The sequence below is a fragment of the Agathobaculum sp. genome (genome assembly GCF_034098985.1).
GTDB lineage: Bacteria > Bacillota > Clostridia > Oscillospirales > Butyricicoccaceae > Agathobaculum.
On record NZ_JAXEOA010000014.1, the window covers coordinates 78,907 to 105,159 of the forward strand.

The following is a 26,253-nucleotide window of genomic DNA, read 5'->3' on the forward strand; positions in this document are numbered from 1 at the left end:
TTAGTTAGGGGGATTAAGGTCTATCCCCATTCTGTCATCAAGTACCGCTGAAGCATGACCGTGGCTTCCGCGCGGGTCGCGCTCCCCTCAGGGTCCAGCAGGTTGCCGGGCTTACCGGCGACGATGCCCTCCGCGACCGCCCAACGCAGCGCGTTTTCGGCATAGCCGCTCACCTGCTCCGCATCCGCAAAGGTCAGCGCCAGATTCGGCGGAGCGGGGCTGCCCGCGTAACGATATAGGATCACCGCCAGTTCCTGGCGGGAGATTGACCGCTCCGGCGCAAACTGGCCCGCACCAACACCCTCGACAACCTTATTGACAGCCGCCCAGGCAATGGCGTCGCTGTACCACTTGCCCTGCGGGATATCGGTAAAGTCGCCGGCCGCCGCGTCCGGCTCGTTTTCCAGCCGGTACAACATGGTCACGACCATGGCGCGAGTGGTGGACTCTGCGGGGCTGAACGCTTGCCCGCCGGTGCCCTGCAGCAGTTCGCGTGCTGTGGCAAACTCCACCGCGGACGCGTACCATGTATCCTCTGTCACATCATCGAACACCTTGCTGTTGTCGATGATCTCCAGCGTGGCATTTTCTGAAAGCGTCACCGCGATGCCCTCTCCGGTCGGCAGGCTGGTCTTTACAATCTCCCTCGTGCCGTCCTCCCTGACGATCACGGCGACGGTGCCTGGGCCTACGTCCGGTACGGGAATCGTGACTTCAGTCTCCGCGCCGCTGTTCGGGATTTCCACCTCCGCAGTGGTATGCTCATGCGTGGACACGGTCTTTACCTGTGTGCCGTCCTTTTGCTTTTCCGTCGTGGTGACGGTGCCGTCCTTAGCCGTTTCCACCTTGACCGAGCCGCCGTCCGCTTTTATGGTGGTTTCAGTGACCGTACCGGTGCGCTGATCCGTTACGGTCGTCGTTTTGGAGCCATCCGGGTTGGTTGTGGTTGAAGTGGTGCTGGAAGAAACGCCGCCCGAACCAGAACTGCCCGTTTTCTCCCATGCGGCATAGACTCGCGTGACGGCGGTGACTGCCTGTTCAAAGGAAAATGGCTCTCCCCCCGCAGCTTTCGTGCGCCATCCGAGGAAACGATAACCGCTGCGGCTGGGCGCGGCGGGCTCGCTAGGCTTCTGCCCACTCAGCACGATCTGGCCGGACGGCTCCGCGCCCCCGGCACCGTTCAAGTCAAAAGAAAGCGTGTAATACGCCACGCTGGTCTGCGCGCCCACTTGCCCCACCAAAAGCGGTTCGCCCGGATTGACGCAGACGCCGTTGACATAAATGTAATACGCGCCGGAAACAGCCGTCGCTGTGTATACACCGTTTTTCTCCGCCGCTGCAATACTCGGGAAATCGGCCGTGGACGCGGCGTCGAGCGCCACCTGCTGGCCGCGATACGGCTGGCCGTCGAGCGTCAGTGCGATGCTGATGCGGGGCGATACTACATAAAGGGATTTTGCATAGTGATCCGCGTCCGGGCCGAAAGCCGTCGTATAATAATACATTCCTTCGTCCTGCTCCTGTGGAAACCGCTGAATCACGCCGCCGCCCTGTTCTACCGCCAGACCATCTTTCAATTCGATCTGCGGTGGAGCGGACTCCAGACGTGGGCCCTCCTCATAGTATTGGTCCACCACCGCCGCCTGCAATTGATCCTCGCTGACCGAATAGCCCGCTTCCGCATCCGTTACAATCTTCGTCTCCGAGCCGTCCTCCAACACCAATATGGGATTTTCCCGGTTTTCGCAAACCTGTGCGACATAGATCCCTCTTGCCAGATCCCAGTTGTCCACATGGTCGATATCGCCAGTTTCCTGTCCACGGGTAGTCGCGTAAATATCCATTTCCCCATAGTTGCGTATGGTCACGAAACTGCCCCAGTTTTCCGCATAAATGCCATAGCTGTATCCGCAAGCGGCTTTCAAAACCATTGAGCCGCGGTTCGTCAGGTAAGCAGGCTCACCGCCCCCCATGATGGAAACTGCATCAGCATATTCAAACGCATTGTTTACACTATTGCCATAATTAACAGCGGAAATCGCAATGTTTCCATCGTTTTCAAACGCCGCCGCGCCACCGCAGCGCAAATCAATTCCAGTCGCGTTGTTTGAGAAACCGCCGCTGCCAGTAAAGCCTTCTCCCGTGCCGCCCAGCGCGGCAACCCCCAGTTCTATTTCACCGATATTCGACAGCGCGCCGCCATCCCGCATGTAATAAGAAATCCCGTACGCATCCTTATTGGTATTGCGCACGTCCACACGGATCGATCCGGTATTGGTAAAATCCTTTAAATAGCCCATTACGCCCGCTGCATAGGGAAAAGCGCCGCTCTGCACACTGTCCGTGCGCACCCGCAGATTCAAAACAGCGTTGTTTTGAAAGACCGCGGCATCTGATTTGTCGTTGCAGTAAATCGCGGCCAGCGGACAATTGCTGTTATCGCTTCCGGCAACGGAGATCTGGAGATCCGCATCGTTTACAAAGCTTCCGCAAACAATGCCCGAGCAGGTACCCGCAGTGGTAGGAAAACAGTTCGCATCGACCGCGACCGTCAGGCTGCCGCCGTCGCCCGACGGCTTCATGGCCAGCCGCCCAGCTGGGTTTTGAATACCGGAAATCACGCCGTCGTCTGCGCTGGCCGCCGCAATCTTGTTTTCTCCAATCAGCTCGATCGTCAGCCCTCCGCCCGCAGCGGAGATCGGAACACTTCCAGACGTTTCCATGTGCACGCCTTGCAAAACCAGCGTCACATCCTCTGTGGTCGTAATAGAAATGGCATTGTCCGTCCGCTCCGCTGACTGCGTGATGTGGTAGGTGCCGGGCGCGTCTATCACCAGCGGCCCCGACGCGATATCCCAGTCCGCCGCCCCTGCGATGGGAATTCCCCACAACAAGGTCAAAACTCCGAGTACCACTGCCGGTTTTGCCATTTTCATAAGAAATCCCTCCACGCGCTTACAGCAGGATGACGGTCAACTGCAATTCATCATAAAAGCCATATATACACATTATAGTTGGTTACACCAAAATCTGCAACATCCAAAACATTGGAAAAATGTAACCGCGTTGGGCTTCGGCAGACTGCCGCCGCATCACACGACCGTCGTCACATCGGCTACCCAATCCGCCGCCACGTCCATCAGCTGCGCAGGGCGGAGTTGATGCCTTGTGCATAAATACGCCAGCTCCCACACCGCCCACCAGTCACAGGAGACATCCCCGACGCGCGCCTTCTCTTGCACGCCGTCCGCGTCCTCACACAAACACCGGATACCGTAGGCACGGTATTTCAGCCGATCGTACGCAAGCTGCTCCATATAAACAATATACCAGTATCGCATATTCTCACCCTGCCGATCCTGCTTCGCTTTGTTGTTCCGGGTTATTTGATATCGCTGCCAGCAGTTCTTGCATATCGATCTGTAAAAAAGCGATCAACCGCATTGCCAGATAAAAACCAGGCAGTTTTGCACCCGATTCAATCCGCTGTACCCATCGCACAGAAACCGACATCTTCTCCGCGACCTGAAATTGTGACAAATTAAGCCGAAGCCGCGCGTTCACGACTTGCATTGAAAACGCCTTTCGCAGCTGAAATTTTGTAAACACGGGATAAACCCCCTTTCTATATAGGGTATTTATACCATATAATCAAATTTCTACCTACGGTCTTCCGGTTCGCTTTGTGTATTTTGTCGAATAAATGGGGGCATCCTAGTGTACCGGACCGTGCCGAAGCCATTCTAATTTATTAAAAAAGTCCAAAAAAATAAAACAAATCCCGCGTAATCTCACGATTACGCGGGATTTGTTGGTGGAAGTTAACGGGCTCGAACCGCTGACCCTCTGCTTGTAAGGCAGATGCTCTCCCAGCTGAGCTAAACTTCCGAATGGTGACCCGTGCGGGAATCGAACCCGCGTTACCGCCGTGAAAGGGCGGTGTCTTAACCGCTTGACCAACGGGCCAGGGAAAATGGTAGCGGTAATTGGACTTGAACCAATGACCTTCCGGGTATGAACCGGACGCTCTAGCCAACTAAGCTATACCGCCATATCCGTTTCCACAGTCGTCCATTCGTCGGCGACGTATCTTATTATATGATAAGCCTCTTTGTTTGTCAAGGAAAATCTTCAAAATCTTTCACAATAGGCCATCCAGCACATGCTCATAAAACGGAATGTCCCACTGATGCGTTTTCGCGAGTTCCTCGGCGGTCTTCATGAAGTAATCGGAGCCGGCATATTCGCCGCGGTCCGGCACGGGATCGTCAAAGGTGCAATCGATAAAATAGGTCGTGCCGTCGAGGCGGACGGCATTCCATCCGTGATCCATTTCTTCCGAGGTCACATAGACCGCACGCAAGCCCGCCGCCTCGCAAAGCATGGCAAAAGCGCGCCCATAGCCCGCACACACCGCTTTATGGTCAAGCAGCGCGCCGTCCGCTGCAAAGGGCGCATCCGCGCCCGACCGCCGCTCGCTTTCGGCCGTCTCGCTGTCGTACTCGCACAGGCGCACCAGCGTATCGTGCAGCGCGCGCAGCTTTTCCCAGGCGTCCATTCCGGGCTTCACCGCATCGGCAGCCAGCTGTCCCGCGTACTCGCGCGCCTGCTTCTGGCGGCTCTGGCGCGACACTTCGACCCGGAGCGTCGTCGTACCGTTCGGGCGCGTGGTTGAATGCAGGGAAAACGCGTAAGGGTAGATCGCCTCAAGCGCGGTATACACACTATCCAGCTCCACATCCTGTGTGCGAAACGTCACTTCGTCCCCGCCCGCGCGCAGTTCTTGTTGTAGAAGCGCTGCGGCTTCAAACGGGCTCTGCACCCGGGACGCGCGCAGATAGGGATACATAACAACCAGCCCCGCGCATGCGAGCACGGCGGCCACAGTCAGAAATTTAAAAAAACGCTTCATCGCGCCCTCCCCATGCGACAACAAAGCGGACGGCCACAGGCCGCCCGCAAAAGGGGTCGAATCTTACATTAATTTGACGGTATAGTACACCGCGGTGACGAACACATAGCCCGCCGTGACGCCCATGCAGATCAGCCCGGCCGCCGGCAGCAGCGCCGCCGCAAGAACAACCGCCGCCATGACAACCGGCGTGAGCACCAGCATCGTGTAGGCGTTCCGGCTGAGTTTCCAGTCAATCTCGCGTCCGTTGAAGCGGAATCTGCCTTTTCTTCCGCGCAGCGCCAGCACGCAGATTACCTGAATCAACGCAACCGCCGCCATCACAGCCGCCGCGATATAGGCCAAATGAGAATAATTCGCCGAAACCTGCGCCTGCCGCACGACCCAGACCAGACCGAGCGCGAATCCGCAGTTTACCGCAATGACAAAAAACTCGGGCGCATAAGAATGATAAATCAAATAATAGACCGCGAGCACGGGCAGGATGACATACAACACCTTGATCGGCGCAGATCCGTAGAGGCCAATGACGCTCATCGCGATCACCAGAATGACGCTGGCGATCAGCACATTGCGGCTGCACAGGATGCGGCGCGCCGCCGCCCGCTTGCCGGTTTTTTCGCGCCAGAACAGCACAACTCCCCAAATTACGCCCGCCGCGCCCAGCACCAGCAGGCATTTCTGCATGATCATACCTACGCGCCAAGTGTTGGCGTAGTCCAGCAGGCGCTGCAGAATCATCAGCACGAGCACGCCGAGCAGGCACACGCTGAATACAGTCAGCACCTTGTTGGTCGTATATTCTTCCTGGCTGATTGGCTTTTTGGTATTGGCCAATGCACTCAACTCCCTTTTCTATCACATATTGCCGCCCGCGTACAGCACGGCCGCGAGCGCCGCGATGGGTGCGGTCTCGCATCGCAGGATGCGCGTACCGAGCGACACACTCCTGAGCCCCGCCTGCACGGCGGCGTCGGCCTCTGCCGGGGCAAAGCCGCCCTCTGGGCCGATCAGCATCGATACCGTACCGCCAACGCCTTCTTGCAGCGCGTCCCGCAGGCCGGTTTTCGTTTCATTTTCATAAAAGAACAGCGCGGTATCCGCTTTTGCCGCCCTAACGACCGCCTCAGCGACCGGTATCACCGGGTGCACATGGGGCAGCAGCCCCCTGCCGCACTGTTTCGCGGCTTCGTCCGCAATCTTTTGCCAGCGGGCAACTTTCTTATCGGTCTTCTCCGGCCGCGATACGCAGTGCGCCGACAAAAACGGGCAGATCTCAAAAGCGCCAAGTTCAACCGCTTTCTGCACGACCAGCTCCATTTTATCGCCCTTCGGCAGTGCCATATACAGCGATACACGCTGTTTCGGTTCACCCCGCGACGGATGCGTGTTCTGCACGCCGCAAACGACCTCGCCCGTGCGAATGGCAACGATCTCGCAATCGTGATCGGTTCCTGCGCCGTCGCACAGCGTCAGCGCGTCGCCCTCCTGCAGCCGCAACACGCGGCCGACGTGGTGCGCGTCCTCGCCGCGCAGCGTCAGTAGGCCGTTTTCCGGCCTTTCGCTCACAAAAAATCTCGGCATACCTGCACCTCGGTCTGGCTTCGGGTCTCCCGCTTCCGCGAAAAATCCTTTCCTATTCTAACAAAAATCCGGGGACTTTGCAAGTGCCGCTTCAAAAAGGGGCTTTTTTCGCGGTAAATGCGCTCCAATCGTCGCTGTGCGCGGCTTCTGTGATGGCAAAGCCCTGCGCCTCCAGCGCCGAGCGCACCTCTTCAGCGCGCTCGTTGAGGATGCCGGAGCAGATCAGTGTGCCGCCCGGCTTCAGTTTATCCCGAAACAGCGGCGCCATGCCGATGATCACATCCGCCACGATATTGGCGACGATGATATCGTACGCCCCGCCCAGCTTTTCCGCGAGCGCAGGCTCGCGCAGCACGTCGCCGCAGAAGCCCATGCCGATGGAAACGCCGTTTTTTTCGGCGTTTTCCGCCGCGGTCTTGAGGCAGTTTTCGTCAATGTCTACGACCGCGCGCACTTCCGCGCCCAGCATGGCGGCCGCGATCGCCAGAATGCCCGAACCCGTCCCCATGTCGAGCAGGGCTTCGCCGCCCCGCACTGTCTTTTCCAGCGCGGCCATACAAAGCTGCGTCGTATCGTGGCTGCCTGTGCCGAAAGAGGATGCAGGATCGATCTCCAGAATGCGGCGGTTGCCCGCGTCGTCCACCGTCTCCCAGGACGGCTTAATTAAAAATGTTTTGCCTACCGGAAACGGCTTGAAATACTGCTTCCAGCCCCATTCCCAGTCCTCCTGCCGGGTAACGCCGGTATCGAAACACAGGCGGCCCCATGCGTTTTCCGCGTCCCGCGCTTTGAGGTTTTCCAGCGCGGCGGCCAGCGCGGCAAGCTGCCCCGCCCCGGCCTCATCGTCCGACAGATAGATCTTCAGGCAGGTTTCCTGCGCGCGCTTTTCGCGCACGAGCTCCTCATCCACATAATCCCAGTATATCTCGGTATCTTTCAGAAAAGCCTCGAAGTCGGCCGCGTCCTCAAGCACATAGCCCTCGACGCCATGGTCGAGCAGCAAAGCGGCGACCGGCTCCACGCCGGCCGTCGTCGTATAAATGGTCACTTCTTTCCAGTCCAAGCAGGTACCTCCTAAGATGGGCGCACAAAAATTATAGACGGATCAGCCCGTATTTTTGTTCCAGATAATGCAGCACTTCCTCGGGCTGCTCCCATGTGCCGTCATACAGCGCAAGGCCGGGATACACCCGGAGTCCCTGCTCAAGCAGCTCGGCGGACTCAGCGCACAGGCAGACCGGGCGCGAAATCATGTGCCGTTGCTCCTCGAGCGCGATCACATCGTCCTCAGTCTCCAGCACGAGCTTTAACGCGCCCGACTCGTCCTCAAAATCGACGAGCGCCTCCTCCAGCCGGTGGCCGACCTCGATTTCGTCCGAAATATCGATCGTCGGATCAATAAAATGCGCGTGGTTGCCGTCGGGCGCCAGGATGAAATCATCATGGTCGCGCGGCACGGTGCGCAGCTCCCCATGCGCCTCGAGCGCTTCCAGAAGGCGCGCCTCACCATCGTGTTCGACGGGCAGGAACAGCTCTGTGTTGTAAAGCGGCGTGCCCGCGCGAAGCCACGCCGAATGGATGGACACACCGACCGACAGCCGCGCGTAGGGCGCGACCTCTTCGAGCGTTTCGGTCAGCGCTTCCGGGGTGTGCGCGGCCAGGATGACCGTGGACACGCCGATGCGCTGTAACACGCCGATGGCGGCGCGCGTCTCAGTGCCGTCCGGCATATGGCCCTCGTCGTCCTCGACGGGAAGCTCTGCGATCACGGTGCGCCCCGAAAGGTCGGTCAGCGCGAGCACAGCCGCGCGAAGCGCTGGAAAGCCCGACGCGCCGCGCACATAGTAGAACGCCGCGTCGTCGTGCAGCCGGTCGCGGAATACGGCCTTGCACCGCTCGATATAACGCAGCGTATGCGGCCGCGGTTCCTCGTCCTCCGGCACCGCCGGGCAGTCGAGCGCAAGGCCGACCGGAAGCGAGTCGAACTTTTGCGCCCACGCGCGGCAGGTCTCGCCGTCGGGCGCGAGCGCGCCGGCGAACCGCCGCGGCTCGCGCAATGCGAGCGGCAGCGCGTCCGCGTTTACCAGAATCAACTGAGAATCATGACACAAAGGAATGGTATCCATTAAGCCCCTCCCGCGCCTTTTCCGGGCGCAGCGATAAATCGTTACTTACTGGGTCTTACGCCAGCCGCCGTCCGCTTTGACCGCATACCGCTGCGGCTTGGCGGCGGCCAGCTTGCAGATCTCCAGCGCGGTCTGCAGCTGGTTGTCGAGCACATAGCTCTGTCCGTCCAGCGTCTGCATTGCGCCGTCCAGCGCCCTCAGCATCTCCGGGGATGCATACAGCGCGCTTTCCATTTCATAGCTAGAAAGGAACGCCGAAACCGCGTCGAGCGTATCGCCGTCAAAGGAGGCGCGCGCCTCGTCGATCAGTCCGAGCAGTGCAAGGCGTTCGGTCATCGCGTACACCGCGTCCGACGTCTGCCCGAAATACAATGCGTTTTCCGTGTCGAGCGGCGTGAGCGACGATGCCTTGACCGTCACTAGGTTGTTGTCGATCAGCAGGTCGGGCGTGATGCCGACGCCCTCATAAACGCCCGATTTGGGCAGTTCGAGTTCAAGCGTGGTGATGACCAGCTTGTCGCCGTTGACGAGATCCAGATGGAACTGCCCCTGACCCTTTCCATAGGTCTTTTCCCCGATCAGGGTAGCCGTCCCCGTTTCCTTGAGGCTGCCCGCGAGCAGCTCGGCGGCCGAGGCGGTGCCTTCGTCCACCAAAACGGTGATTTTATTAAGCGGCAGACCGCCGCCCTTGGAGTAGGTGGTCTCCAGGCCGCCCATATCCTTGCGCCAGCGCACCCCGGCGAGATAGACGTCCTTGTCCTCAACCATCTTATCGGCCATTTTAAGCGCTACGTCGATCACGCCGCCGCCGTTGCCGCGCAGGTCCAAAACAACCGCGCGCGTGCCCTTGGCGGGCAGGCCGTCCCAGATCTCCTCGAAGGCTTTCCAGTCGTTTGTCGAGCCCATCGCGCTGACCTTGATGTATTCCACGCCGTCCGCCAGCGTTTTATTCGAAACATAGACGCGGTTGATGGTCGTGCGCGTCACGGTCACCGTCAGTTCGCGGCCCTGCCGCAGGACTGTCAGCTTGACGCTGGTACCCTCCGCGCCGCGCAGCTTTTCGGCCATTTCGGTGGTTGTCCACGCGGAGGCGTCCTCACCGTCGACCTTGCGGATCAGGTCACCCACCTGCAATCCGGCCTCTTCCGCCGCAGAATAGCGCAGAACCTCACCGATCAGCACGCCGTTCGCGGTCTGCTCCATGCCCACGCCGATGCCGACATAGCCCTCAAGCGTTGAAAAGCCCTGTGAATACTGCTCGCTCGACAGGTACATCGAGTGGGTGTCAAGTTGGGCGAGAATCGCGTTCAAGACCTCGTACATCTCCTCGGGGTGCTTTTCCAGATAGCTGTTGATATAGTTTTGCAGCACATACGGGTTGTCCTCGGCCTTAAGGCCGAACGCGTCGATCAGCGCCCAGATGCCGTCGAACCAAGTCTCGCTTTCGCCGTCCTTTGTCACCGCGCCGGCCGGCGTGAGCAAAAGCGCTGCGGAAAGTACGATTGCGGTCAGTTTTTTCAGAGCTTTCACGGTTATCCCCTTTGCATCCGCGGTGTTTCTGTTTCTTTCCTTACATTTTTTCGGGCGCGTCCACGCCGATGATCCGCAGCGCGTTCGCGATCGTCTGCCGCGCCGCCATACACAGCGTCAGCCGCGCGGTGCACAGCGCCTCGTTGTCGCATTTGATGCGACACGCGTTGTAGAAGCGGTGGAACAGCTGCGCGAGCGACACCGCGTATTTGTTCAGGCGCGATGGGTCGCGGCTCTGTGCGGCCTGCGCGATCTCCTCGGGAAGCAGCGCAATCTCCTTGATGAGCGCGCGCTCGTCCGCCCCGGTCAGAACGGAAAGGTCGGCGTTCAGCGGGTTAGGAAGCGCGATCCCCTCCTCCGTGCAGTTTTTGATGACCGAGCAGATGCGCGCATGCGCGTACTGCACGTAATACAGCGGGTTGTCCGAATCCTGCTTGACCGCCAGGTCAAGGTCAAATTCCATCTGCGTTTCAGCCGCGCGCGAATTAAAGAAGAAACGCGCCGCGTCCACCGGGATCTCATCCAGCAGGTCGGTAAGCGTCAGGCTTTTTCCCGTGCGCTTGGACATGCGGACGACCTCGCCGCCCTGCATCATGCGCACGAGCTGCATCAAAACGATTTCGAGCCGGTTCGTCCCGTCCAGCCCGAGCGCGTCCAGCGCGCTTTGCAGGCGTTTGACGTGGCCGTGATGGTCGGCGCCCCAGATGTTGATGACGCGGTCAAACCCGCGCTTTTCAAATTTGTTGCGGTGGTAGGCGATATCGGCGGCAAAATAGGTGTAGAACCCGTTTGCGCGGCGCAGCACATCGTCCTTGTCGCAGCCGAAATCAGTCGAGCGGAGCCATAGCGCGCCGTCCTCCGTCTCGTAGGTCGCGCCCTTTTCGGTCAGCATCTTCATGGTTTCCTCGACGTATCCGCTCTCGTGAAGCTCGCTTTCGCGGAACCAGACGTCGTAATCGATCTTGTAGCGCTTGAGGTCGCGCTCCATGCGCGCGATATTGGTCGGCAGGCCGTATTCCTCAATGATGCGGAACCGCTCGTCCGGAGCCTTATCCAAAAGGCTTCCGCCGTATTGCTCTACGAGATCGTGCGCGAGCGCCTTGATATCGTCGCCCTGGTACCACGAGGGATCGAACGCGACCGCGTCCTCTCCGCGCACCTCCTGGATATACCGCCCCTCGACCGAGTGAGCGAATTTATCCACCTGGTTGCCCGCGTCGTTGATATAGAACTCGCGGGTCACGTTATTTCCCGACCAGTCGAGCACCTCGGAAAGGCAGTCGCCCAGCACGCCGCCGCGCGCGTTGCCCATGTGCATCGGCCCGGTCGGATTGGCCGACACGAACTCGACCATGACCTTTTCCGGCTTTTGGGCCGTTGTGCGGCCGTAGTCCGCGCCCATCTCGAACACGCCGCGCACCGCGTCCTGATACCAGGACTGGTTCAGCGTAAAATTGAGAAAGCCCGGGCCTGCGATATCGACCGTGTCGAAGCAGCTCTCCGCCAGCTCCAGATGGGACACGAGCGCTTCCGCGATCTTACGCGGGGCCATGCGAAGCGGCTTTGCGCACTGCATGGCGAATGTCGAGGCCCAGTCGCCGTTCGACGCGTCCTTGGGCGTTTCGACCGCGACGGCCGGGATCTCGCCCTCGGGCAGTTCCCCAGCCTGCACCGCCTTACGGTAGGCCGCCTCTACGACCCGCGCCGCTTCTGTGCGCGCAAATTCATATGCGTTCATCTGTTCACTCTCCGTGTATTTTTGAATTTATTGCAGGGGTTCTGTGGTGACGGTCATTTCAAAATGGTGCTGGCCCATCACGCTGTTGTCCACCTCGACCGTATAGTCGATGATGAGCTCACCGCCGTCCTCGCCGACCGTATTGTACACACGCGAGGCGTGTGTGGCGATCGTCATGCCGGTGCCGACCGGGGTCTGGTACAAGCCGACGTGCCGCTGGTCCTCGGCGAACAGCATATGGGACGGATACGCGCCCGTCCGGATAAGCGAAACCGATTTCCCATCGAGCTTGACCGTGGTCTTGGTGCCCATAAGGCCGGTCAGTTCGCTTTCCTCATAAATAATATAGTACTTCCCCGCGCGATGATACAGCGTCGCTGCGGTGACCAGATCGATCTGCTCTTCGTCGCAGTCCTCAAACTGCTGGGTCGACGAGATCGACAGCCATACGTCTTTTTTCATATAATACTCCGTGTTCGATTGAAAACACGTTTTCAATCAGGGTTTAATAGGCGCTGATGTCGACGAGGCCGGCCGGGCCGGACACGTCCTCCTGCAAAAACAGGCTGGCAAGCTGGGAAAATCCCGCCGGATCGTCCGATACGAAATAACGCGTTTTTCCTGCCCCGTCTGCGGCGGGCGCGACCGCGCGCCTGACCGCGTTGGCAGCCTCCGCGCCTGAATCGACAAGCGTTACGCCCCCGCCCATAAAATCCGCGATCACGTCGCGCAGCAACGGGTAGTGCGTGCAGCCAAGGATGAGCGTATCCACGCCCGCGTCCCGCATGGGCTGCAAATACTCGCGCACCACGGTTTCAATCACGATATCGCCCCGCTGTACGCGGCCGTTTTCCACAAGCGGCACGAACAGCGGACACGCCAGCGTCCGCACATGAAGCGCGGGTTCAGCGCCGCAAAGGCTTCGCTCAAATACGCCGCTCCGCACGGTCGCCGCCGTGCCGATCACGCCGATCCTGCCATTTTTCGTCACGCTCCGCGCCTTGTCACACGACGGCTCGACCGTGCCGAACACCGGCACCGGGCATTCGCCCCGCACCGTATCGAGCGCCGCGGCGGAAGCCGTGTTGCAGGCAACGACAATCGCTTTCAGGTCGTACTGCATCAGGAAATTGATATCCTGCAGCGTGTATTTGATGATGGTGTCCCGTCCGCGCGTACCATAGGGCACACGGCCGGTGTCGCCAAAGTAAATGATGCTCTCCTCCGGCATGATCTCGTGCATCCGGCGCACGGCGGTCAGCCCGCCGAGGCCGGAATCGAACACGCCGATCGCGCGGTTATCCATGGTGCTCCTCCAGCGCAAGGGAGATCAGACGGTCGAGCAGCTCGGCATAGCCGATGCCACCATGCCCGAACAGCTTGGGATACATGGAGATCGAAGTGAAGCCCGGGATCGAGTTGAGTTCGTTGAAAACGATCTCCCCATCCCGATACGTGCAGAAAAAATCGACGCGAGAAAGCCCACGGCAGCCGAGCGCGGTATAAACGCGCACCGCGTTTTGCCGCACGGTCTCGATCTGCTCGTGCGAGATATGCGCCGGGATGTACAGCTGTGACGAAGCGTCGTGGTACTTTGCGTCGAACGTGTAGAACTCCTGTGCGGGCGCGATCTCGCCGACCGTCGAGGCCAGCGGGTCGCGGTTGCCCAGCACCGCGCATTCGACCTCATGCCCGTCGATAAATTCCTCAACCAGCACCTTTTCATCGTGCCGGAACGCCTCGCGCAGCCCGGCGAGCAGGCTCTCCGCGTCCACCGCCTTGGCCACGCCAACCGACGAGCCCGATGAACAGGGCTTGACAAACACCGGGAACGCGCCGATCGTTTCCGCAGCTTTCGCTGCGACCGCAGCCGCGTCCCGCTCAAAATCAGGGCGCAGCGCGAGATAATAGTGCGCCTGCCGCACGCCTGCGGCGTCCACCAGCACCTTAGTGATCGATTTATCCATCGAGTTTGCCGAAGCGGCCACACCGCAGCCGACGTATGGGATGCCCGCAAGCTCCAGAAGTCCCTGCACCGTGCCGTCCTCCCCGCCGATGCCGTGCAGCACCGGGAACACACAGTCGACGCGGACCGCCTCTGTCCTGTCCCCGCGCAGGAGGAGCAGGCCGTGCGTTTCCCGGTCGGGTGACAAAAGCGCGGGCACAAGCGCCGCTTCACGTTCCCAAGCGCCGTTTTCAACGAGCGCGGGATCGTGCGCCGGATAATAGAACCACCGTCCGGTCTTCGTGATGCCGACGGCGTAAATTTCATATTTGCTTTGATCCAGATTTCGTAAAATTGAGGCGGCCGACAAGCACGATACCTCGTGCTCGCTCGAAACGCCTCCGAACAATATGGCTAGCTTCATTCCGCTAAAACGCCCTTTCTTTAGCAGCTATTATTATACGGATACCATTATACGCTATTTTCGCAAGAAATACAATGTAATTTCACGCATTCCGGTGTATGCTTTTGACGAAATTTACAAGCCGTTCAAATCTTTTTTTGAAATACCTGTTGACACCGCATATTATACATCATATAATATTGCTACAAACACAGAAACGAGGTGATCCCATGTCCTATCCCATCGCGTCTCCTCTGCTGGACGGCATCGTGCTGGCAGTAGTTGACCGGGAAAGCACATACGGTTACCGCATCACACAGGAGGTGCGGCAGGTGATCGAAATTTCCGAATCCACGCTGTACCCTGTGCTGCGGCGGCTGCTGAAAGACGGATATCTAACGAGCTACGACGAAAACTATGCAGGACGAAACCGCCGGTATTACCGCATCACCGAGCACGGACGCGCACGCTTGCGGCAGCACTGCATCGATTGGCAGAACTACCGCAATGGGATCGACAGAATCTTTTTCGGAGGGCAGGCATCATGAACAGAAACGAATATCTTGCAGCGCTGCGGGGAGCGCTGTCCGGCCTGCCGGACGAAGAGCGCGCCAACGCCCTGCGCTACTATGAGGAATACTTCGATGAGGCCGGCCCCGCCGGCGAGGAACAGGCCGCGCGCGACCTGGGCGCGCCCGACACGGTGGCGGCGCAGATTTTGGCCGATTATCGTGAACTGACCGCCGCGCCCCATGCGGGCGGTTCGTCCCAAACCGGGCAGACGGGAGCCGGCGCGGCGCAGGCCGCCCCCAAGCGCACATGGCGCGGCATCAATCCATGGCTGCTGCTGGTGATCGCGATTTTTGCGATCCCGGTCGGCATACCGGTTGCCGCAGCGGTGTTTGGCGTGCTGCTCGCAGTACTCGGCGTGATATTTGCGGCAGTGGTCACTGTGGTCGTGCTCGCCGCGTGCGTCCCGCTTGTGCTGCTCGCATTGGGCGCAGGCTTCATTATATGCTCGTTTTTCATCTGGTGGACCCCTGCTTCGGCGGTCGTCACACTCGGCGCGGGGTTTGCCTGCCTTGCGCTCGGCATTCTGGCGGCGATGCTGGTCGTCAAGCTGTGCACGCTGTTTATCCCGCCCGTTTTCCGCGGCTTTGTCGCCATCCTGCGGTGGCCGATTGACAAGATTCGAGGTGTCAAGAAATGAAAAAACTTATCACCATCTGTCTGATCCTATTCGCTTTGGGCTGCGGTATGGGTATCGCTGGCGCGTTTGCCGGCGGTGAACTCTATGGTTCCTATTACGACGGCGCGCTCCATTCGGTGCGCGAGTCCCTATGGGACGCGGGCGAATTCATTGACTCGCACGTCCGCGACGGCCTTCGTTTCCGCGAATGGCGCGACGACGGCGGCTATCATTCCGGCTGGTTCTTCGATGATGACGACGACCGTTCTTTCAGCGTGGTTGGCTGGGACAAAGTCTACGTGCCGGACATTGACGATGTCCCCGCCCCCGACATCCGCAAGCTCGAGCTCTCGTTTGACGGCGGGGACTACCGTATCGTCGAAGGCGATGAATTTGATTGCAGCGGCGCGATCGTACGCAAAAGCGAGATGCACGGCGGCACCTGGGAGCTTTCTCTCCGCCATAAAAACAGCACTGAAACGACCATTACGCTGCCTGAAATGGCATTCGACAAGCTGGAATGCAATATCGGCGCGGCCTCGCTCACCATTGATATACCGCTTGCCGTCGAAAAGGCTGAGTTTAATATCGGCGCGGGCGAGTTGTTCTTAAACGAACCGCTGGACGCAGCAAAGATCGAAGTAGAATGCGGTTTGGGAAACGCCTCGCTCCAGCTTACCGGACAGGAAAGCGACTACGGCTACGAAGTCGCCGCCTCGATGGGCAGCGTGACCCTAAACGGAAACGAGCTTGCGGGCGGACTCGCCGGAACTTACCGTTCCTCATCGGGAGGCTCGCGCAAGCTCGAACTCAATGTCGGCGCGGGCACGATTGACGTCACCACGCAAGATTAACTTGACTACCCATTCCAAAAACCTTATGATAGTAAAAAGGAGCAATTGCTATGAACGACAAGAAATTGTATCGCAGCGAAACCAACCGGATGCTGTGCGGCGTATGCGCCGGCGTCGGTGAGTATTTCAGCATCGACCCAACGCTGGTTCGTCTGGCGTGGGTGTTGCTGTGCGCATTGGGATCGGCCGGTTTCTGGGTGTATATCGTCGCCGCCATCATCATCCCGACGCAAAGCGCTGTGCAATAATCGATCTAAAGAGAGGATGTGCCCCATGAGCGAACCGAACGACAAGCTGGAGGAGCAGACGGAAGCCGAAACGAACGAACTGTCCGCCGTTCCGGCCGAAAGCGAGGATCAGATCGTCCTGACCCCGGAGGAAGCCGAAGAGGAGATCGAGGAAGATCTGGACCCGTCTGAAATCAGAATTTTCGGCCTGCCCCGCATCTGCTTTCACGGCGCTGCGCTGGGCGTCGCGCTCGGTTACATCCTGACCGGCCTGATCGGCATGGCGCTGGATAAAATGGGCTACGGTGACAAGATGCCAAGCGCCACCATCATGGCTATTATCTGCGCCGGCATCGGCTATCTCATCACCAAGCGTATGTACAACAAGCGCAAAGCCGAAAAAGAGCAGCAGAACGGCGAAGTATAAACCGAACATCAAAGCAGGAGGGCGCCGCATGGACGCCCTCCTGTTTTCCATGGCAAAGGAGTCTGACTCTGATGGAAAGCCCCGGTTACACCTATATCCTGCGCTGCGCGGACGACACACTGTACTGCGGCTGGACGAATGACCTAACCGCGCGGCTCGCCGCGCACAACAGCGGCCGCGGCGCGAAATACACGCGCGGGCGCGGCCCGGTCAAACTGGCTTACAGCGAGCTTCACGAGAGCCAAAGCGCCGCCATGCGCCGCGAAGCCGCGCTTAAAAAACTGACGCGCCCGCAAAAGGAAGCCCTCCTGTTGACCCAGCAGGACGGTGAGCTCATCACCGTTTACGACGCAGACGGCAGGCCGTGCGGCGAGCGGCCCCGATCGGTCGTACATGCGCAGGGGCTGTATCATCAGGTGTGCCATTTATGGGTATGCGGCGTCTGGCAGGGAGAGTATGGCCTTTGGCTGCAGCAGCGCGCGGAAGACCGGCCGCTTTATCCCGGCTTTTACGACCTGACCGCCACGGGGCACATCGACCCGGGCGAAACGCCCGCCGAAGCCGCCGCGCGCGAAGCACGCGAGGAGGTCGGGCTCACGCTTCCCACGGGCATGTTGACCGTCGCGGGCGCATACCGCCAGCAGTACGATCGCGGCGGCGCAGGCGGCTTTGACGACGAGCTGGCGCACGCGTTCCTCCACCGCGCGGACGGCGTACCCGCGTTCCGGCCGGGCAGCGAGGTGTGCGGCATGGCGTTCGCGGCGCTGGAGGCATTCGACCGCGCGCATCAGCCGGGCGTTCCCCTACCCATCCGCCTACTGGGCGGCGAAATGCGGGAGATCGCGCATGACCGCCTCTGCTGCCTGCACCAAAGCGAGTGGGACGGCGTGCGTCCTCTGCTCGAAAGCCTGTTTGTAAAATAAAAAAGCATGGAGCCTCGACTCCATGCTTTTTCTTGTTTTACCGTGTCAGCATTCCAATGACGATATTGGCCACCAGCAGCGCCGCGCCCAAAATCGCGGAAACAGCCGCCCGTTTCCGGCAGGCTTTGGCTTTCGGGTCGTCCTGCCTCTGTTCGCTGCGGCCGCAGATCATGCCGTACTGCACCTGCTGCAGCGCGGTGAACGCGGCGCACAAGAGAAAGCCTGCGAGCAGCAAGCCCTGCGCCGTGCGTGTCATCAGTGGATCAGGTTGAGCACGATCGCGGCGATGACGAAGATCACGCCGACGACCGAGGTCAGGCGGGCGAGCACTTTATCGGCCGCCGTGGCCTTGCCCGCGCCGAAGAACGTTTCCGCGCCGCCGGATACAGCGCCCAAGCCCTGCTGCGCGCCGCTCTGCAGCAGCACGACGATGATCAGGAACAGGCTGGCGACGATCATTACAACAGATAAAGCGATTTGTGCGGTAGTCATGTTTTCCATTCCTCCAACTATTTCTGGCGCCGGGAAAGGCGCGTTTCTGCTTGCGTACAAGGTACTATATCACAATTTTTCCGCGTTTTCAAGAGTTTTCTGCTTTTTTTCGCGGTCACAGCCACGCGGCAACCACTTTTTTGAGCGGCTCGCCGAACCGGTTGGAAAACACCTTGCGCGATCCCAGGTCGGCCACAGCAAAGCGGATAGATGACCAGCCCGCCTGCGCTTCACCGTCAAACTGACGCTCCTGGTTGAGCTTGCGCAATTGCTTCTGCAGGGGCTTCTCCAGTCCATCGGTCACCAAAATAATCGAGACGATGGAGAACACGTGATCGCGGTCAGGCTCGACAAGCTGCTTTTCCAGGCTGAGCGCATACTGCCACCAGTCTTCCATTGCCTGTGCGTCGAGCGAGGGCGCGGCGAAAAGGGCGCGATATTCATGCGCGTGCCCCGAATTGCCCAGACCGACAAGGCCGAGCAGCTTGCGCTCGCTCGTCACGCCGAACGAGCCGTACAATGCGGCCATGCGCCCGCCGATCTCGTAATTGACGCGGTTTACAAAGTCTTTTTGCATGGCGTCGGCCATGCGGTCTCGCAGCGCGATAAACGCGGTCGAAAAATCCATTTTCCCGGCTCCTTTACAAATCGGCGGGGTATTCGCCCTGTTCCGTCATCCGCCGCACGGCTTCGGTAACGACCGGCTTGTCCTCGCGGTAGGTTACGCCGAACCAGCGCGAATCCGTCTTCAGCACCTGTGCGGTCGCTTTGCCCGTTTTCAGCAGCTCATCCACCGCAGACGGCAGGTAATACTCGGCTTTCAGCAGGTTTCCGGGCAGCTTTTCCTCGAAAAACCGGCGCAGCCCTGCATCCAGCTCTCCCACAAACGAGGAAGTAAATCCCCAAAGGTTCAGCGAGACGGGCGTTCCCTCCGCGATCTCGCCCGCATCTTCGCCGCCGTCCGCCGCGTAGACAATCCGGCCGTCCGCCTGTTTGGAGATCGCCGTACGCTCGACGATGCGGGTGAGAAAGCCGTTTTCATCCGTCGTGCATACCCCGCGCGACACCGTGCCGTTTTCGGTAAGCGTGTTTTCCACGCGGTAGCCTACCATGCAGTAGCGGTATTTATCGTCATCCCGCGCCGCGGCAAGATAGTCATAGATCCTGCGGAACGCGTCCGCGCCGTAAAAATCGTCCGCGTTGATGACCGCTATCGGGCAGCCCTCCACCAGCTCGTGCGCGCACCAGACGGCGTGCGCTGTGCCGAGCGGCTTTTCCCGTCCCGCGGGCGCGCAAAGCCCTTCGGGCAGGCGCGAAAGCGTCTGGTACGCATAATCAACCTGCATCAAGCGCGACGCCTTTTGGCCTACCGCCTGTTCAAACGCGCCCCGCAGTTCGGGGCGGATAATGAACACCACGCGCCGGAACCCGGCGCGGTGCGCGTCGTAAATCGAATAATCAAGGATGGCCTGCCCGCTCGGACCGACCGGGTCGATCTGCTTGAGGCCGCCGTAGCGCGAGCCCATCCCCGCTGCCATAATCACCAAAACCGGCTGCTGCATAAATAATTTCCCCTGTTTCTCCGCAAAATGTGTACAAATTGTGAAAGCCAACGCGGCCTTTGCTCCCTTATTATACTAAACCGTATCAGAAAACACAAGATGAAAGGGCCGCGCACCCCGTTTTTTGTAGAAAAACATGAAAATGGACAAACAGGCCGCCGCAAAGATTGCAAACAACCCGCGAAACTGGTAAAATAGGCGTGTTAAAAATGTGTCAGAGTGTATAGCAGAATGAAATGTCAGAGAGAGGTATTAGAATCGATGCGCAAAACGAAGATTATTTGTACGCTTGGTCCCGCGACCGACGGCCCGGTGCTCGCCGAGCTGATGAAAGCCGGCATGAACGTTGCCCGCATGAATTTCAGCCACGGCTCACACGAGGAGCATAAAGCCCGCATGGATGCGGTAAAACATGCCCGCAAGGAGCTCGGCCTGCCGATCGGCATTATGCTGGACACCAAGGGTCCTGAAATCCGTACCAAGACCTATAAGGACGGCAAAATTGAAATTCAGGACGGCCAGCTTTTCACGCTGACCACGCGCGATATCGAGGGCGACAGCACGATCGTTTCCATTTCCTATGAGGGCCTGCCGGCCGATGTGCAGCCCGGCACCCGCATCCTGATTGACGACGGCCTGGTCGCATTCGACGTGGTCGAGGTGAAAAACGGCACCGACATCGTCTGCAAAGCCTTAAACGGCGGCCCGCTGTCCAACCGTAAATCGGTCAACGTGCCCGGCATCAAGCTGAATATGCCTTACCTTTCCGATAAGGACCGCGCGGATATCGAGTTTGGCCTTACGCAGGGCATCGACTTTATCGCGGCTTCGTTCTGCCGCACCGCGCAGGACGTGCGCGACATTAAGGCCATCCTCAAGGCGAACGGCCAGGAGGATGTGGAGATCATCGCCAAGATCGAAAACATGGAAGGCGTCAACAACATCGCCGAGATTCTCGACGAGGCCAGCGGCGTCATGGTCGCCCGCGGCGACCTGGGCGTTGAGGTGCCTTTCCAAGAGCTGCCGGAAATCCAGAAGCACCTGATTAAGACCTGCATTTCGCGCGGCAAGCGCGTTGTCACCGCGACGCAGATGCTCGAATCCATGGCCAAAAACCCGCGTCCGACCCGCGCCGAGGTGTCCGACGTGGCCAACGCCGTTTACGACGGCACCTCCGCCATCATGCTTTCGGGCGAGACCTCGGTGGGCAAGTATCCGGTCGAGACCGTGTGCGCGATGAGCACGATCGCCGAAAACGCCGAGCGCACCATCCACTATGACCGCCGCCGCACCACCCGCCTCGAGTTCCAGAACATGGATGTTTCGGGTGACGACAAGACCAACGCCATCGCCCACGCGACCTGTTCGACCACGCACGATCTGGGTGCGAAGTGCATCGTCGCGTTCACCGAGTCGGGCTCGACCGCGCGCGCTGTCTCGTCCTACCGTCCGGGTGCGCCCATCGTCGGCGCGACGCCGAGCGAGAAAACCTATCACCGCCTGACCATGTCGTGGGGCGTGACGCCGGTGCTCGTTCCCACACGTCCCTCCTCGGACACCGAGCTGTTCGAGCTGTCCGCCTGCGCCGCTACCGAAGCCACCGGCGCCAAAGCCGGCGACATTATCACGGTCACGGCCGGCATGCCGGTCGGCAAGGTCAACTATACCAATACCCTGCGCGTTCTGCAGCTAACCGAGCAGATCCTCGCGCACGGATTCCAGGACTGATTTTATGTCGCTCAAACGTTTGCAGCGCACGCTGGTTCGCGTGCTGTCCCTCGTCGTCATTCTGGCAACCGTTTTCTGCCTTGGCCTATATGCTTACCGGACGTTCTTCGGCTATAACTACGACAGCGGCCTCAACTCCAAAGATCTGGCAGCGGGCGTTAAGGCCGATGAAAACATCACCAACATCGCGCTGTTCGGACTGGACACGCGCGAGGGCGACACGCAGAGCCATTCGGACTGCATGATGATCGTGACCGTGGACAATACGCGGGGCAAGATTAAGCTGATCTCGCTCATGCGAGACAGTCTTGTGACCATCGAGAGCCACGGAGAGGACAAGCTCAATTCCGCCTATTTCCTCGGCGGGCCCACGCTTGCCATCAAGACGATCAACCAGAATTTTGGCACCGATATCACCGACTATATCGCGGTCGATTTCGAGCAGCTCGTCACGATCATCGACGCGCTCGACGGCGTGGAGATCGACGTGCAGGACTATGAGCTGGACGAGCTCAACCGCGTGATCCGCGATTACGGCATCGAGCAGAAAAAGGAGTTTGCATCCGTCGAAAAAGCCGGCAAGCAAAAGCTCGACGGCGTGCAGGCGCTCTGCTATGGCCGCATTCGAAAAGGCGGCACGGGCGATGACTGGGGCCGCGTCGAGCGGCAGTCCATCGTACTGCAGGCGTTGTTCCAGAGCATTCAGGACATGAACGCGAACAAGCTGCTTGGCCTGATGCAGAAGCTCGTGCCCAATGTGACGACCTCGCTCTCCCCGACCGAGCTCGCGCCGTTGATTGTCGGCGCTGTCAAGGGCGGCATGCCTGCGCTTGAGCATACCCGCCTGCCGCTCGACGACGAGTGGCAGTATTACGGCTCTTCGAGCGAATACATCCTGTTTAACCTCGAAACCGCGGCCGACCATATCCACGAATACATCTACAACGATGTATTCCCGGGCAATACGTCGGCCTCGCACGGACAAAGCCCGTCACCGTCCGGAGACGACGGGGAAAATGAGACCGGCGGCAGTACGGGTACCGGCCCGCTCGGCGGCCTCGATTTCGACACCGAGCCGACCGGCCCCGCGGGAAGCGCCGGCTCCTCCGGCCAGGCAGGCGGGGACGACCCGGCCTCCCTCGCTGAAGAGGGCGGTTCCTACGATCCCGCTACCGGCGACTATTGCGACTCCGAGGGCGATTATTACCGCCTCGACGAGAACGGAAACCGCTTGTATTACGACCAGGAGACCTACAAGGCCGGCCTTTCCGATTAACTGCAGACAGACGGCCGGGCGCCTCGCCCGGCCGTTTAGCTATATCAAGAAAAGGGGAAACAGGATATGTATGAAAAACGCGTGCTGCCAAACGGAGTCCGCCTGATTTCGGAGCGGATCGACCATGTGCGGACGGCCTCGGTCGGTATTTGGATCGGAAACGGCAGCCGGTATGAGCCGGCCGCACTCGGCGGCATTTCGCACTTCATCGAGCACATGATCTTCAAAGGCACGGAAAAGCGCTCGGCGCGGCATATTGCCATCGCCATGGACGCGCTTGGCGGGCAGGCCAACGCCTTTACCGACAAAGAATGCACCTGCTATTACATGAAAGTGCTCGACAAGAGGCTGCAAACCGCCGTATCCATCCTGGCCGACATGTTCATGCATTCCCTGTTCGCCCAAAGCGACATCGAGCTCGAACGCGGCGTTGTGCTCGAGGAGATCGACATGTACGAAGATTCGCCCGAGGATGTGGCGATTGACAAGCTGTTCGAGCAGTGCTATCGGGATTCCTCTCTCGGCCGCCCGATCTTAGGCACTGCGGAAACGCTGCAGACCATCAATTCCGAGGCCATGCACGCCTACTTGCACGACTATTACCGCCCGGCGGACACGGTCATTTCGGTGTCGGGCAGCTTTACGGAGGCCGACCTCGATTATATCTGCGATCTGTTTTCACAAATGGAGGGGGAGGGCCGCAACACGGTCACACCCGCGCTCTACCAGCCCAGCCTTCTGCTGCGTGAAAAGGAGATCGAGCAAAATCATCTGTGCCTGACATTCCCGGGCGTATCGCTGCTTTCCGAGCAGCGATATGAAATGAACCTGCTGTCCTCCATTCTGGGCGGCGGCATGTCCTCCCGCCTGTTCCAGACCGTGCGCGAGCAAAACGGCCTGTGCTATTCCATTTACTCCTTCACCGCGCCGCATCTCGACACCGGCATCCTCTCGTTCTATACCGGCCTCAGCCCTGAGACTGAACAAAAGGCGCTCGAGCTGATCGTACAAGAACTGCGCGCATTCTGCGAGGACGGCCCCGAGGCCGACGAGCTCTCGCGCTGCCGCGAGCAGGTCAAGACGACGATACTGATGGGCCTCGAAAACACGGGCACCCGCATGATGACCATTGGCCGGAGCGAGTTGATGCGCGGCGAGGTCAGCCCGATCGAAGAGGTGCTTGCGCGCTACGACGCGGTAACGGCCGACGATGTGCTGCACCTCGCGCGGCAGGTGTTCGATTTTTCCAAGGCGTCGCTCTCCGTGGTCGGCCAACCCGGCAGCGGGGACGTGTACCGCAAACTGCTTTCCTGAAATATAAAAAAGCCGCGGGCATACGCCCACGGCTTTTTTATGGAACTGTCTCATATTTCATGCGGTAGTACACCCGGTCGCGGTATTCGCTGACCGCGTCCGCGTATTCGGGCGGGATGCTGCTGTGATAATCCCCCCGCGCGTCGACCGCGGTGCCGCGCTGGAGGACCGGGAGCTGCCTCCGCATTCCGCTCACAAAGCGGAAAAACGGATCGTCCTGTCCGCAGCCGATCGCGTCGAGCACAGCGGAGCCCAGATAGGACGCGCTCAGCTTGCCGTCCTCCGGAATGCCGAGCCGCGAAGCGAGCGTGCTAAAATCGAGTGCCTTGGCGCCGGCCTCGTTCGTCCACATCAGAAAAGGCGGCGCATACGCGGTCAGCCACGCCTCGCTTTCAGGGTCGTCCGTCATGTCCATGCCGAGCGCGCGGTAGCATAGATAGTCTTCGCCCATGCTGGGCAGGTGGTCGCCGTAAAAGACGAGCAACACGGGCTCGTCCCGCGTCTCAAAATACGCGGTCAGCTCACCCAGCATCTTGTCCGCGTCGCGAACGCCCTCGGTGTACACGCGAAGCATATGGTCGGCTGTCTCGTCGAGCGGCTGGTCGGTCTCCAGCTCCGCCAGCACGCCGTCCACGCCGCCGTATTTATTGTCCGAATAGGCCATGTGGTTTTGAATCGTTGTCACATAAGTCAGCTGCGGCTGCCCCGCCGCCGCGTGCTGCTCATAGTTTCGCAGCACATATCCGGTCAGTGTTTCATCCGAAATATAGCCGCCGCGATACTTGGGCTCTTCAAACGCATCCTCAAAAATGATCTCGTCCGCTCCCAAAAAGCGGTATATATTCTGACGGTTGTAAAACCATGCCTTGCCCGGATGGATGAACTGCGTCTGATAGCCCTCGTCCGCCGCCTCGCGGAACACGGAGCTGACGTTCTTGTGCAGCACACGGAACGCGGACAGACCCGCGTCCGACAGCATACCGGTCTGCATACCGGTAAGCACGTCGAATTCGGTGTTGGCCGTGCCGCCGCCATAGTTATAGACGACCAAATGGCCGGACACCGCGCGGTCCGACCCTTTAAGCTTGTTAAAATTCTGAAGCGGGTCGTTGCCGGGCGACCAGGTGAAGTGCTCGTTGTTGGTGATATCGCAGAACGCCTCGCTCATCACAAACAGCACATTGACGTGGTTGGGATCGTTCTCCCCCACCGGTGTTTCCGAAATGCGCCGCTCGGTTTCCGTCTTGGAAAAGCCGGTCGGCTTCTGGACGGAATACTGCGTCGCATTGTGCAGGAAGCTGTAATTAAAGCCTGCTTCGTTATAGACCGTGGTCATATTGAAACGGTTGGTGATCGGAAAAGAGGCGTAAATATCCGCTGAAGCGTATACCGTGTGCGTTAGCAATACGAGTGTTACCACGCTCACCACGCACCCCGCAGCACGCATCCCCCAGCAAATCCCGCGCGGGAGACGCAGCTTTTCCGTCCGCAGCAACGCGGCGCACAGCAGCATTGCAATCCCTGCCAAAACGCACAGCGCGAGCAGGCCTCCGTCTACTTGCAGGTCATAGCCGGAGGCGGCTTCAAGCGCCTCGCGCACCATAGTCAGATCCTGCGGCACGAGCGGATCGTCGCGCGCGTCGATCTTGAGGCGGTTGGCGAAATTAAGCACGCCGAACAGCGCGAGCGTCAGCGTCCCGCCCGCGAATACGTTTCCAAACAGGCACGCCGCGCCCAACAGTACGAGCACGACGGGCACAAAATTCAAAAGCCCTAAAAGCGGCATAGTGAAAAAGGTTGAGGGGATCACCGGCGCGGTTTTCAGACATAAAAACCAGATGCCGAGCGCAAGAAACAGCCCGATAGGAATGTCCCATAAAAGATTGTGCCGCCACGGCCATATTTTCCCGGGTCGGCTGTCCGCCGTATGCGTGCCCCGGTGCGCGCCATCTTGATGCAGCATAAATCAGTTATACACCCATTTTCACGTTTTGACAAGGGAAAGCCGTCCCCGCTGCCGGCG

General features: G+C 59.5%; 27 protein-coding genes and 3 tRNA genes. 9 read left to right on the plus strand and 21 right to left on the minus strand.

What is annotated here, in order from left to right; translation table 11 throughout:
- Positions 1 to 20 precede the first annotated feature (20 nt).
- The 16 genes from SO058_RS04155 to SO058_RS04230 form a co-directional block, all read right to left on the minus strand.
- Complete coding sequence (locus tag SO058_RS04155) at positions 21 to 2,936, minus strand: S-layer homology domain-containing protein (protein WP_320841738.1); 2,916 nt, start codon at positions 2,934 to 2,936, stop codon at positions 21 to 23.
- Between the two features lie 156 nt (positions 2,937 to 3,092).
- Complete coding sequence (locus SO058_RS04160) at positions 3,093 to 3,341, minus strand: DUF6514 family protein (RefSeq protein ID WP_320841739.1); 249 nt, start codon at positions 3,339 to 3,341, stop codon at positions 3,093 to 3,095.
- A gap of 4 nt (positions 3,342 to 3,345) precedes the next feature.
- Complete coding sequence (locus SO058_RS04165) at positions 3,346 to 3,609, minus strand: helix-turn-helix domain-containing protein (RefSeq protein ID WP_320841740.1); 264 nt, start codon at positions 3,607 to 3,609, stop codon at positions 3,346 to 3,348.
- Positions 3,610 to 3,812: 203 nt separating this feature from the next.
- A tRNA-Val gene (locus tag SO058_RS04170) sits at positions 3,813 to 3,888 on the minus strand.
- Positions 3,889 to 3,891: 3 nt separating this feature from the next.
- Positions 3,892 to 3,966, minus strand: a tRNA-Glu gene (locus SO058_RS04175).
- 8 nt (positions 3,967 to 3,974) lie between these two features.
- Positions 3,975 to 4,051 (minus strand) — tRNA-Met (locus SO058_RS04180).
- A 90-nt stretch (positions 4,052 to 4,141) separates the two neighbouring features.
- On the minus strand, positions 4,142 to 4,912 hold the full coding sequence (locus SO058_RS04185; protein ID WP_320841741.1) for a transglutaminase domain-containing protein: 771 nt from the start codon (positions 4,910 to 4,912) through the stop codon (positions 4,142 to 4,144).
- A gap of 63 nt (positions 4,913 to 4,975) precedes the next feature.
- Positions 4,976 to 5,749 (minus strand): hypothetical protein, encoded by a 774-nt coding sequence (locus SO058_RS04190; protein WP_320841742.1) that lies wholly within the window; start codon positions 5,747 to 5,749, stop codon positions 4,976 to 4,978.
- Positions 5,750 to 5,770: 21 nt separating this feature from the next.
- On the minus strand, positions 5,771 to 6,496 hold the full coding sequence (locus SO058_RS04195; protein WP_320841743.1) for a 16S rRNA (uracil(1498)-N(3))-methyltransferase: 726 nt from the start codon (positions 6,494 to 6,496) through the stop codon (positions 5,771 to 5,773).
- A gap of 91 nt (positions 6,497 to 6,587) precedes the next feature.
- Entirely contained in the window at positions 6,588 to 7,559 is a 972-nt protein-coding gene (gene prmA / locus SO058_RS04200; protein WP_320841744.1) for a 50S ribosomal protein L11 methyltransferase, read from the minus strand.
- A 31-nt stretch (positions 7,560 to 7,590) separates the two neighbouring features.
- Positions 7,591 to 8,622, minus strand: coding sequence for a hypothetical protein (locus SO058_RS04205; RefSeq protein WP_320841745.1), 1,032 nt, complete (start codon positions 8,620 to 8,622; stop codon positions 7,591 to 7,593).
- A 45-nt stretch (positions 8,623 to 8,667) separates the two neighbouring features.
- Positions 8,668 to 10,152 (minus strand): S41 family peptidase, encoded by a 1,485-nt coding sequence (locus SO058_RS04210; RefSeq protein WP_320841746.1) that lies wholly within the window; start codon positions 10,150 to 10,152, stop codon positions 8,668 to 8,670.
- Between the two features lie 40 nt (positions 10,153 to 10,192).
- On the minus strand, positions 10,193 to 11,890 hold the full coding sequence (gene argS / locus SO058_RS04215; protein WP_320841747.1) for an arginine--tRNA ligase: 1,698 nt from the start codon (positions 11,888 to 11,890) through the stop codon (positions 10,193 to 10,195).
- A 27-nt stretch (positions 11,891 to 11,917) separates the two neighbouring features.
- Positions 11,918 to 12,352 (minus strand): DUF1934 domain-containing protein, encoded by a 435-nt coding sequence (locus tag SO058_RS04220; protein WP_320841748.1) that lies wholly within the window; start codon positions 12,350 to 12,352, stop codon positions 11,918 to 11,920.
- A gap of 43 nt (positions 12,353 to 12,395) precedes the next feature.
- A complete protein-coding gene (gene murI, locus SO058_RS04225; RefSeq protein ID WP_320841749.1) occupies positions 12,396 to 13,196 on the minus strand; it encodes a glutamate racemase in 801 nt (266 codons plus the stop codon).
- Entirely contained in the window at positions 13,189 to 14,259 is a 1,071-nt protein-coding gene (locus tag SO058_RS04230) for a D-alanine--D-alanine ligase family protein (protein ID WP_320841750.1), read from the minus strand. The genes murI and SO058_RS04230 overlap by 8 nt, the downstream gene beginning before the upstream one ends.
- A 209-nt stretch (positions 14,260 to 14,468) precedes the next feature.
- On the opposite strand from SO058_RS04230, the gene SO058_RS04235 reads away from it, so the two are divergent.
- The 6 genes from SO058_RS04235 to SO058_RS04260 all read left to right on the plus strand — a co-directional run bounded on the left by SO058_RS04235 (position 14,469) and on the right by SO058_RS04260 (position 17,858).
- Positions 14,469 to 14,786 (plus strand): PadR family transcriptional regulator, encoded by a 318-nt coding sequence (locus SO058_RS04235; RefSeq protein WP_320841751.1) that lies wholly within the window; start codon positions 14,469 to 14,471, stop codon positions 14,784 to 14,786.
- Complete coding sequence (locus SO058_RS04240) at positions 14,783 to 15,448, plus strand: DUF1700 domain-containing protein (protein ID WP_320841752.1); 666 nt, start codon at positions 14,783 to 14,785, stop codon at positions 15,446 to 15,448. Before SO058_RS04235 ends, SO058_RS04240 begins: the two co-directional genes overlap by 4 nt.
- A complete protein-coding gene (locus SO058_RS04245) occupies positions 15,445 to 16,281 on the plus strand; it encodes a hypothetical protein (RefSeq protein WP_320841753.1) in 837 nt (278 codons plus the stop codon). The genes SO058_RS04240 and SO058_RS04245 overlap by 4 nt, the downstream gene beginning before the upstream one ends.
- 50 nt (positions 16,282 to 16,331) lie before the next feature.
- Positions 16,332 to 16,529, plus strand: coding sequence for a PspC domain-containing protein (locus SO058_RS04250; RefSeq protein WP_320841754.1), 198 nt, complete (start codon positions 16,332 to 16,334; stop codon positions 16,527 to 16,529).
- A gap of 25 nt (positions 16,530 to 16,554) precedes the next feature.
- A complete protein-coding gene (locus SO058_RS04255) occupies positions 16,555 to 16,935 on the plus strand; it encodes a hypothetical protein (RefSeq protein ID WP_320841755.1) in 381 nt (126 codons plus the stop codon).
- A 71-nt stretch (positions 16,936 to 17,006) separates the two neighbouring features.
- Positions 17,007 to 17,858, plus strand: a complete 852-nt coding sequence (locus SO058_RS04260; protein WP_320841756.1) for a GIY-YIG nuclease family protein — start codon at positions 17,007 to 17,009, stop codon at positions 17,856 to 17,858.
- 37 nt (positions 17,859 to 17,895) lie between these two features.
- Here SO058_RS04260 and SO058_RS04265 read toward each other — a convergent pair whose 3' ends face one another.
- The 4 genes from SO058_RS04265 to SO058_RS04280 form a co-directional block, all read right to left on the minus strand.
- Entirely contained in the window at positions 17,896 to 18,114 is a 219-nt protein-coding gene (locus tag SO058_RS04265; RefSeq protein ID WP_320841757.1) for a hypothetical protein, read from the minus strand.
- On the minus strand, positions 18,114 to 18,350 hold the full coding sequence (gene secG, locus SO058_RS04270; RefSeq protein WP_320841758.1) for a preprotein translocase subunit SecG: 237 nt from the start codon (positions 18,348 to 18,350) through the stop codon (positions 18,114 to 18,116). Before secG ends, SO058_RS04265 begins: the two co-directional genes overlap by 1 nt.
- 115 nt (positions 18,351 to 18,465) lie before the next feature.
- Positions 18,466 to 18,978, minus strand: a complete 513-nt coding sequence (locus SO058_RS04275) for a hypothetical protein (protein ID WP_320841759.1) — start codon at positions 18,976 to 18,978, stop codon at positions 18,466 to 18,468.
- Positions 18,979 to 18,991: 13 nt separating this feature from the next.
- Positions 18,992 to 19,912 carry a nucleotidyltransferase family protein gene (locus SO058_RS04280; protein WP_320841760.1) on the minus strand — a complete coding sequence of 307 codons (921 nt, stop codon included), beginning with the start codon at positions 19,910 to 19,912 and terminating at the stop codon, positions 18,992 to 18,994.
- Positions 19,913 to 20,173: 261 nt separating this feature from the next.
- On the opposite strand from SO058_RS04280, the gene pyk reads away from it, so the two are divergent.
- From pyk to SO058_RS04295, 3 genes are all read left to right on the plus strand, one after another.
- Positions 20,174 to 21,640, plus strand: coding sequence for a pyruvate kinase (pyk, locus tag SO058_RS04285; protein ID WP_320841761.1), 1,467 nt, complete (start codon positions 20,174 to 20,176; stop codon positions 21,638 to 21,640).
- A gap of 4 nt (positions 21,641 to 21,644) precedes the next feature.
- Complete coding sequence (locus tag SO058_RS04290) at positions 21,645 to 22,916, plus strand: LCP family glycopolymer transferase (protein WP_320841762.1); 1,272 nt, start codon at positions 21,645 to 21,647, stop codon at positions 22,914 to 22,916.
- A gap of 66 nt (positions 22,917 to 22,982) precedes the next feature.
- A complete protein-coding gene (locus SO058_RS04295; RefSeq protein ID WP_320841763.1) occupies positions 22,983 to 24,230 on the plus strand; it encodes a M16 family metallopeptidase in 1,248 nt (415 codons plus the stop codon).
- A gap of 37 nt (positions 24,231 to 24,267) precedes the next feature.
- On the opposite strand, the gene SO058_RS04300 is transcribed toward SO058_RS04295, so the two are convergent.
- Complete coding sequence (locus SO058_RS04300) at positions 24,268 to 26,193, minus strand: LTA synthase family protein (RefSeq protein WP_320841764.1); 1,926 nt, start codon at positions 26,191 to 26,193, stop codon at positions 24,268 to 24,270.
- Between the last annotated feature and the right edge of the window lie 60 nt (positions 26,194 to 26,253).

Coding starts and splice junctions, on each gene's coding strand:
- SO058_RS04235 (WP_320841751.1), top strand. CDS start 14,469: ATGTCCTATCCCATCGCGTCTCCTCTGCTGGACGGCATCGTGCTGGCA.
- SO058_RS04245 (WP_320841753.1), top strand. CDS start 15,445: ATGAAAAAACTTATCACCATCTGTCTGATCCTATTCGCTTTGGGCTGC.
- SO058_RS04250 (WP_320841754.1), top strand. CDS start 16,332: ATGAACGACAAGAAATTGTATCGCAGCGAAACCAACCGGATGCTGTGC.
- murI (WP_320841749.1), bottom strand. CDS start 13,196: ATGGATAACCGCGCGATCGGCGTGTTCGATTCCGGCCTCGGCGGGCTG.
- SO058_RS04275 (WP_320841759.1), bottom strand. CDS start 18,978: ATGGATTTTTCGACCGCGTTTATCGCGCTGCGAGACCGCATGGCCGAC.
- SO058_RS04220 (WP_320841748.1), bottom strand. CDS start 12,352: ATGAAAAAAGACGTATGGCTGTCGATCTCGTCGACCCAGCAGTTTGAG.
- argS (WP_320841747.1), bottom strand. CDS start 11,890: ATGAACGCATATGAATTTGCGCGCACAGAAGCGGCGCGGGTCGTAGAG.
- SO058_RS04280 (WP_320841760.1), bottom strand. CDS start 19,912: ATGCAGCAGCCGGTTTTGGTGATTATGGCAGCGGGGATGGGCTCGCGC.
- SO058_RS04205 (WP_320841745.1), bottom strand. CDS start 8,622: ATGGATACCATTCCTTTGTGTCATGATTCTCAGTTGATTCTGGTAAAC.
- secG (WP_320841758.1), bottom strand. CDS start 18,350: ATGACTACCGCACAAATCGCTTTATCTGTTGTAATGATCGTCGCCAGC.
- SO058_RS04160 (WP_320841739.1), bottom strand. CDS start 3,341: ATGCGATACTGGTATATTGTTTATATGGAGCAGCTTGCGTACGATCGG.
- SO058_RS04240 (WP_320841752.1), top strand. CDS start 14,783: ATGAACAGAAACGAATATCTTGCAGCGCTGCGGGGAGCGCTGTCCGGC.
- SO058_RS04255 (WP_320841755.1), top strand. CDS start 16,555: ATGAGCGAACCGAACGACAAGCTGGAGGAGCAGACGGAAGCCGAAACG.
- SO058_RS04195 (WP_320841743.1), bottom strand. CDS start 6,496: ATGCCGAGATTTTTTGTGAGCGAAAGGCCGGAAAACGGCCTACTGACG.
- SO058_RS04260 (WP_320841756.1), top strand. CDS start 17,007: ATGGAAAGCCCCGGTTACACCTATATCCTGCGCTGCGCGGACGACACA.
- SO058_RS04155 (WP_320841738.1), bottom strand. CDS start 2,936: ATGAAAATGGCAAAACCGGCAGTGGTACTCGGAGTTTTGACCTTGTTG.
- SO058_RS04265 (WP_320841757.1), bottom strand. CDS start 18,114: ATGACACGCACGGCGCAGGGCTTGCTGCTCGCAGGCTTTCTCTTGTGC.
- SO058_RS04230 (WP_320841750.1), bottom strand. CDS start 14,259: ATGAAGCTAGCCATATTGTTCGGAGGCGTTTCGAGCGAGCACGAGGTA.
- SO058_RS04295 (WP_320841763.1), top strand. CDS start 22,983: ATGTATGAAAAACGCGTGCTGCCAAACGGAGTCCGCCTGATTTCGGAG.
- pyk (WP_320841761.1), top strand. CDS start 20,174: ATGCGCAAAACGAAGATTATTTGTACGCTTGGTCCCGCGACCGACGGC.
- SO058_RS04300 (WP_320841764.1), bottom strand. CDS start 26,193: ATGCTGCATCAAGATGGCGCGCACCGGGGCACGCATACGGCGGACAGC.
- SO058_RS04185 (WP_320841741.1), bottom strand. CDS start 4,912: ATGAAGCGTTTTTTTAAATTTCTGACTGTGGCCGCCGTGCTCGCATGC.
- SO058_RS04290 (WP_320841762.1), top strand. CDS start 21,645: ATGTCGCTCAAACGTTTGCAGCGCACGCTGGTTCGCGTGCTGTCCCTC.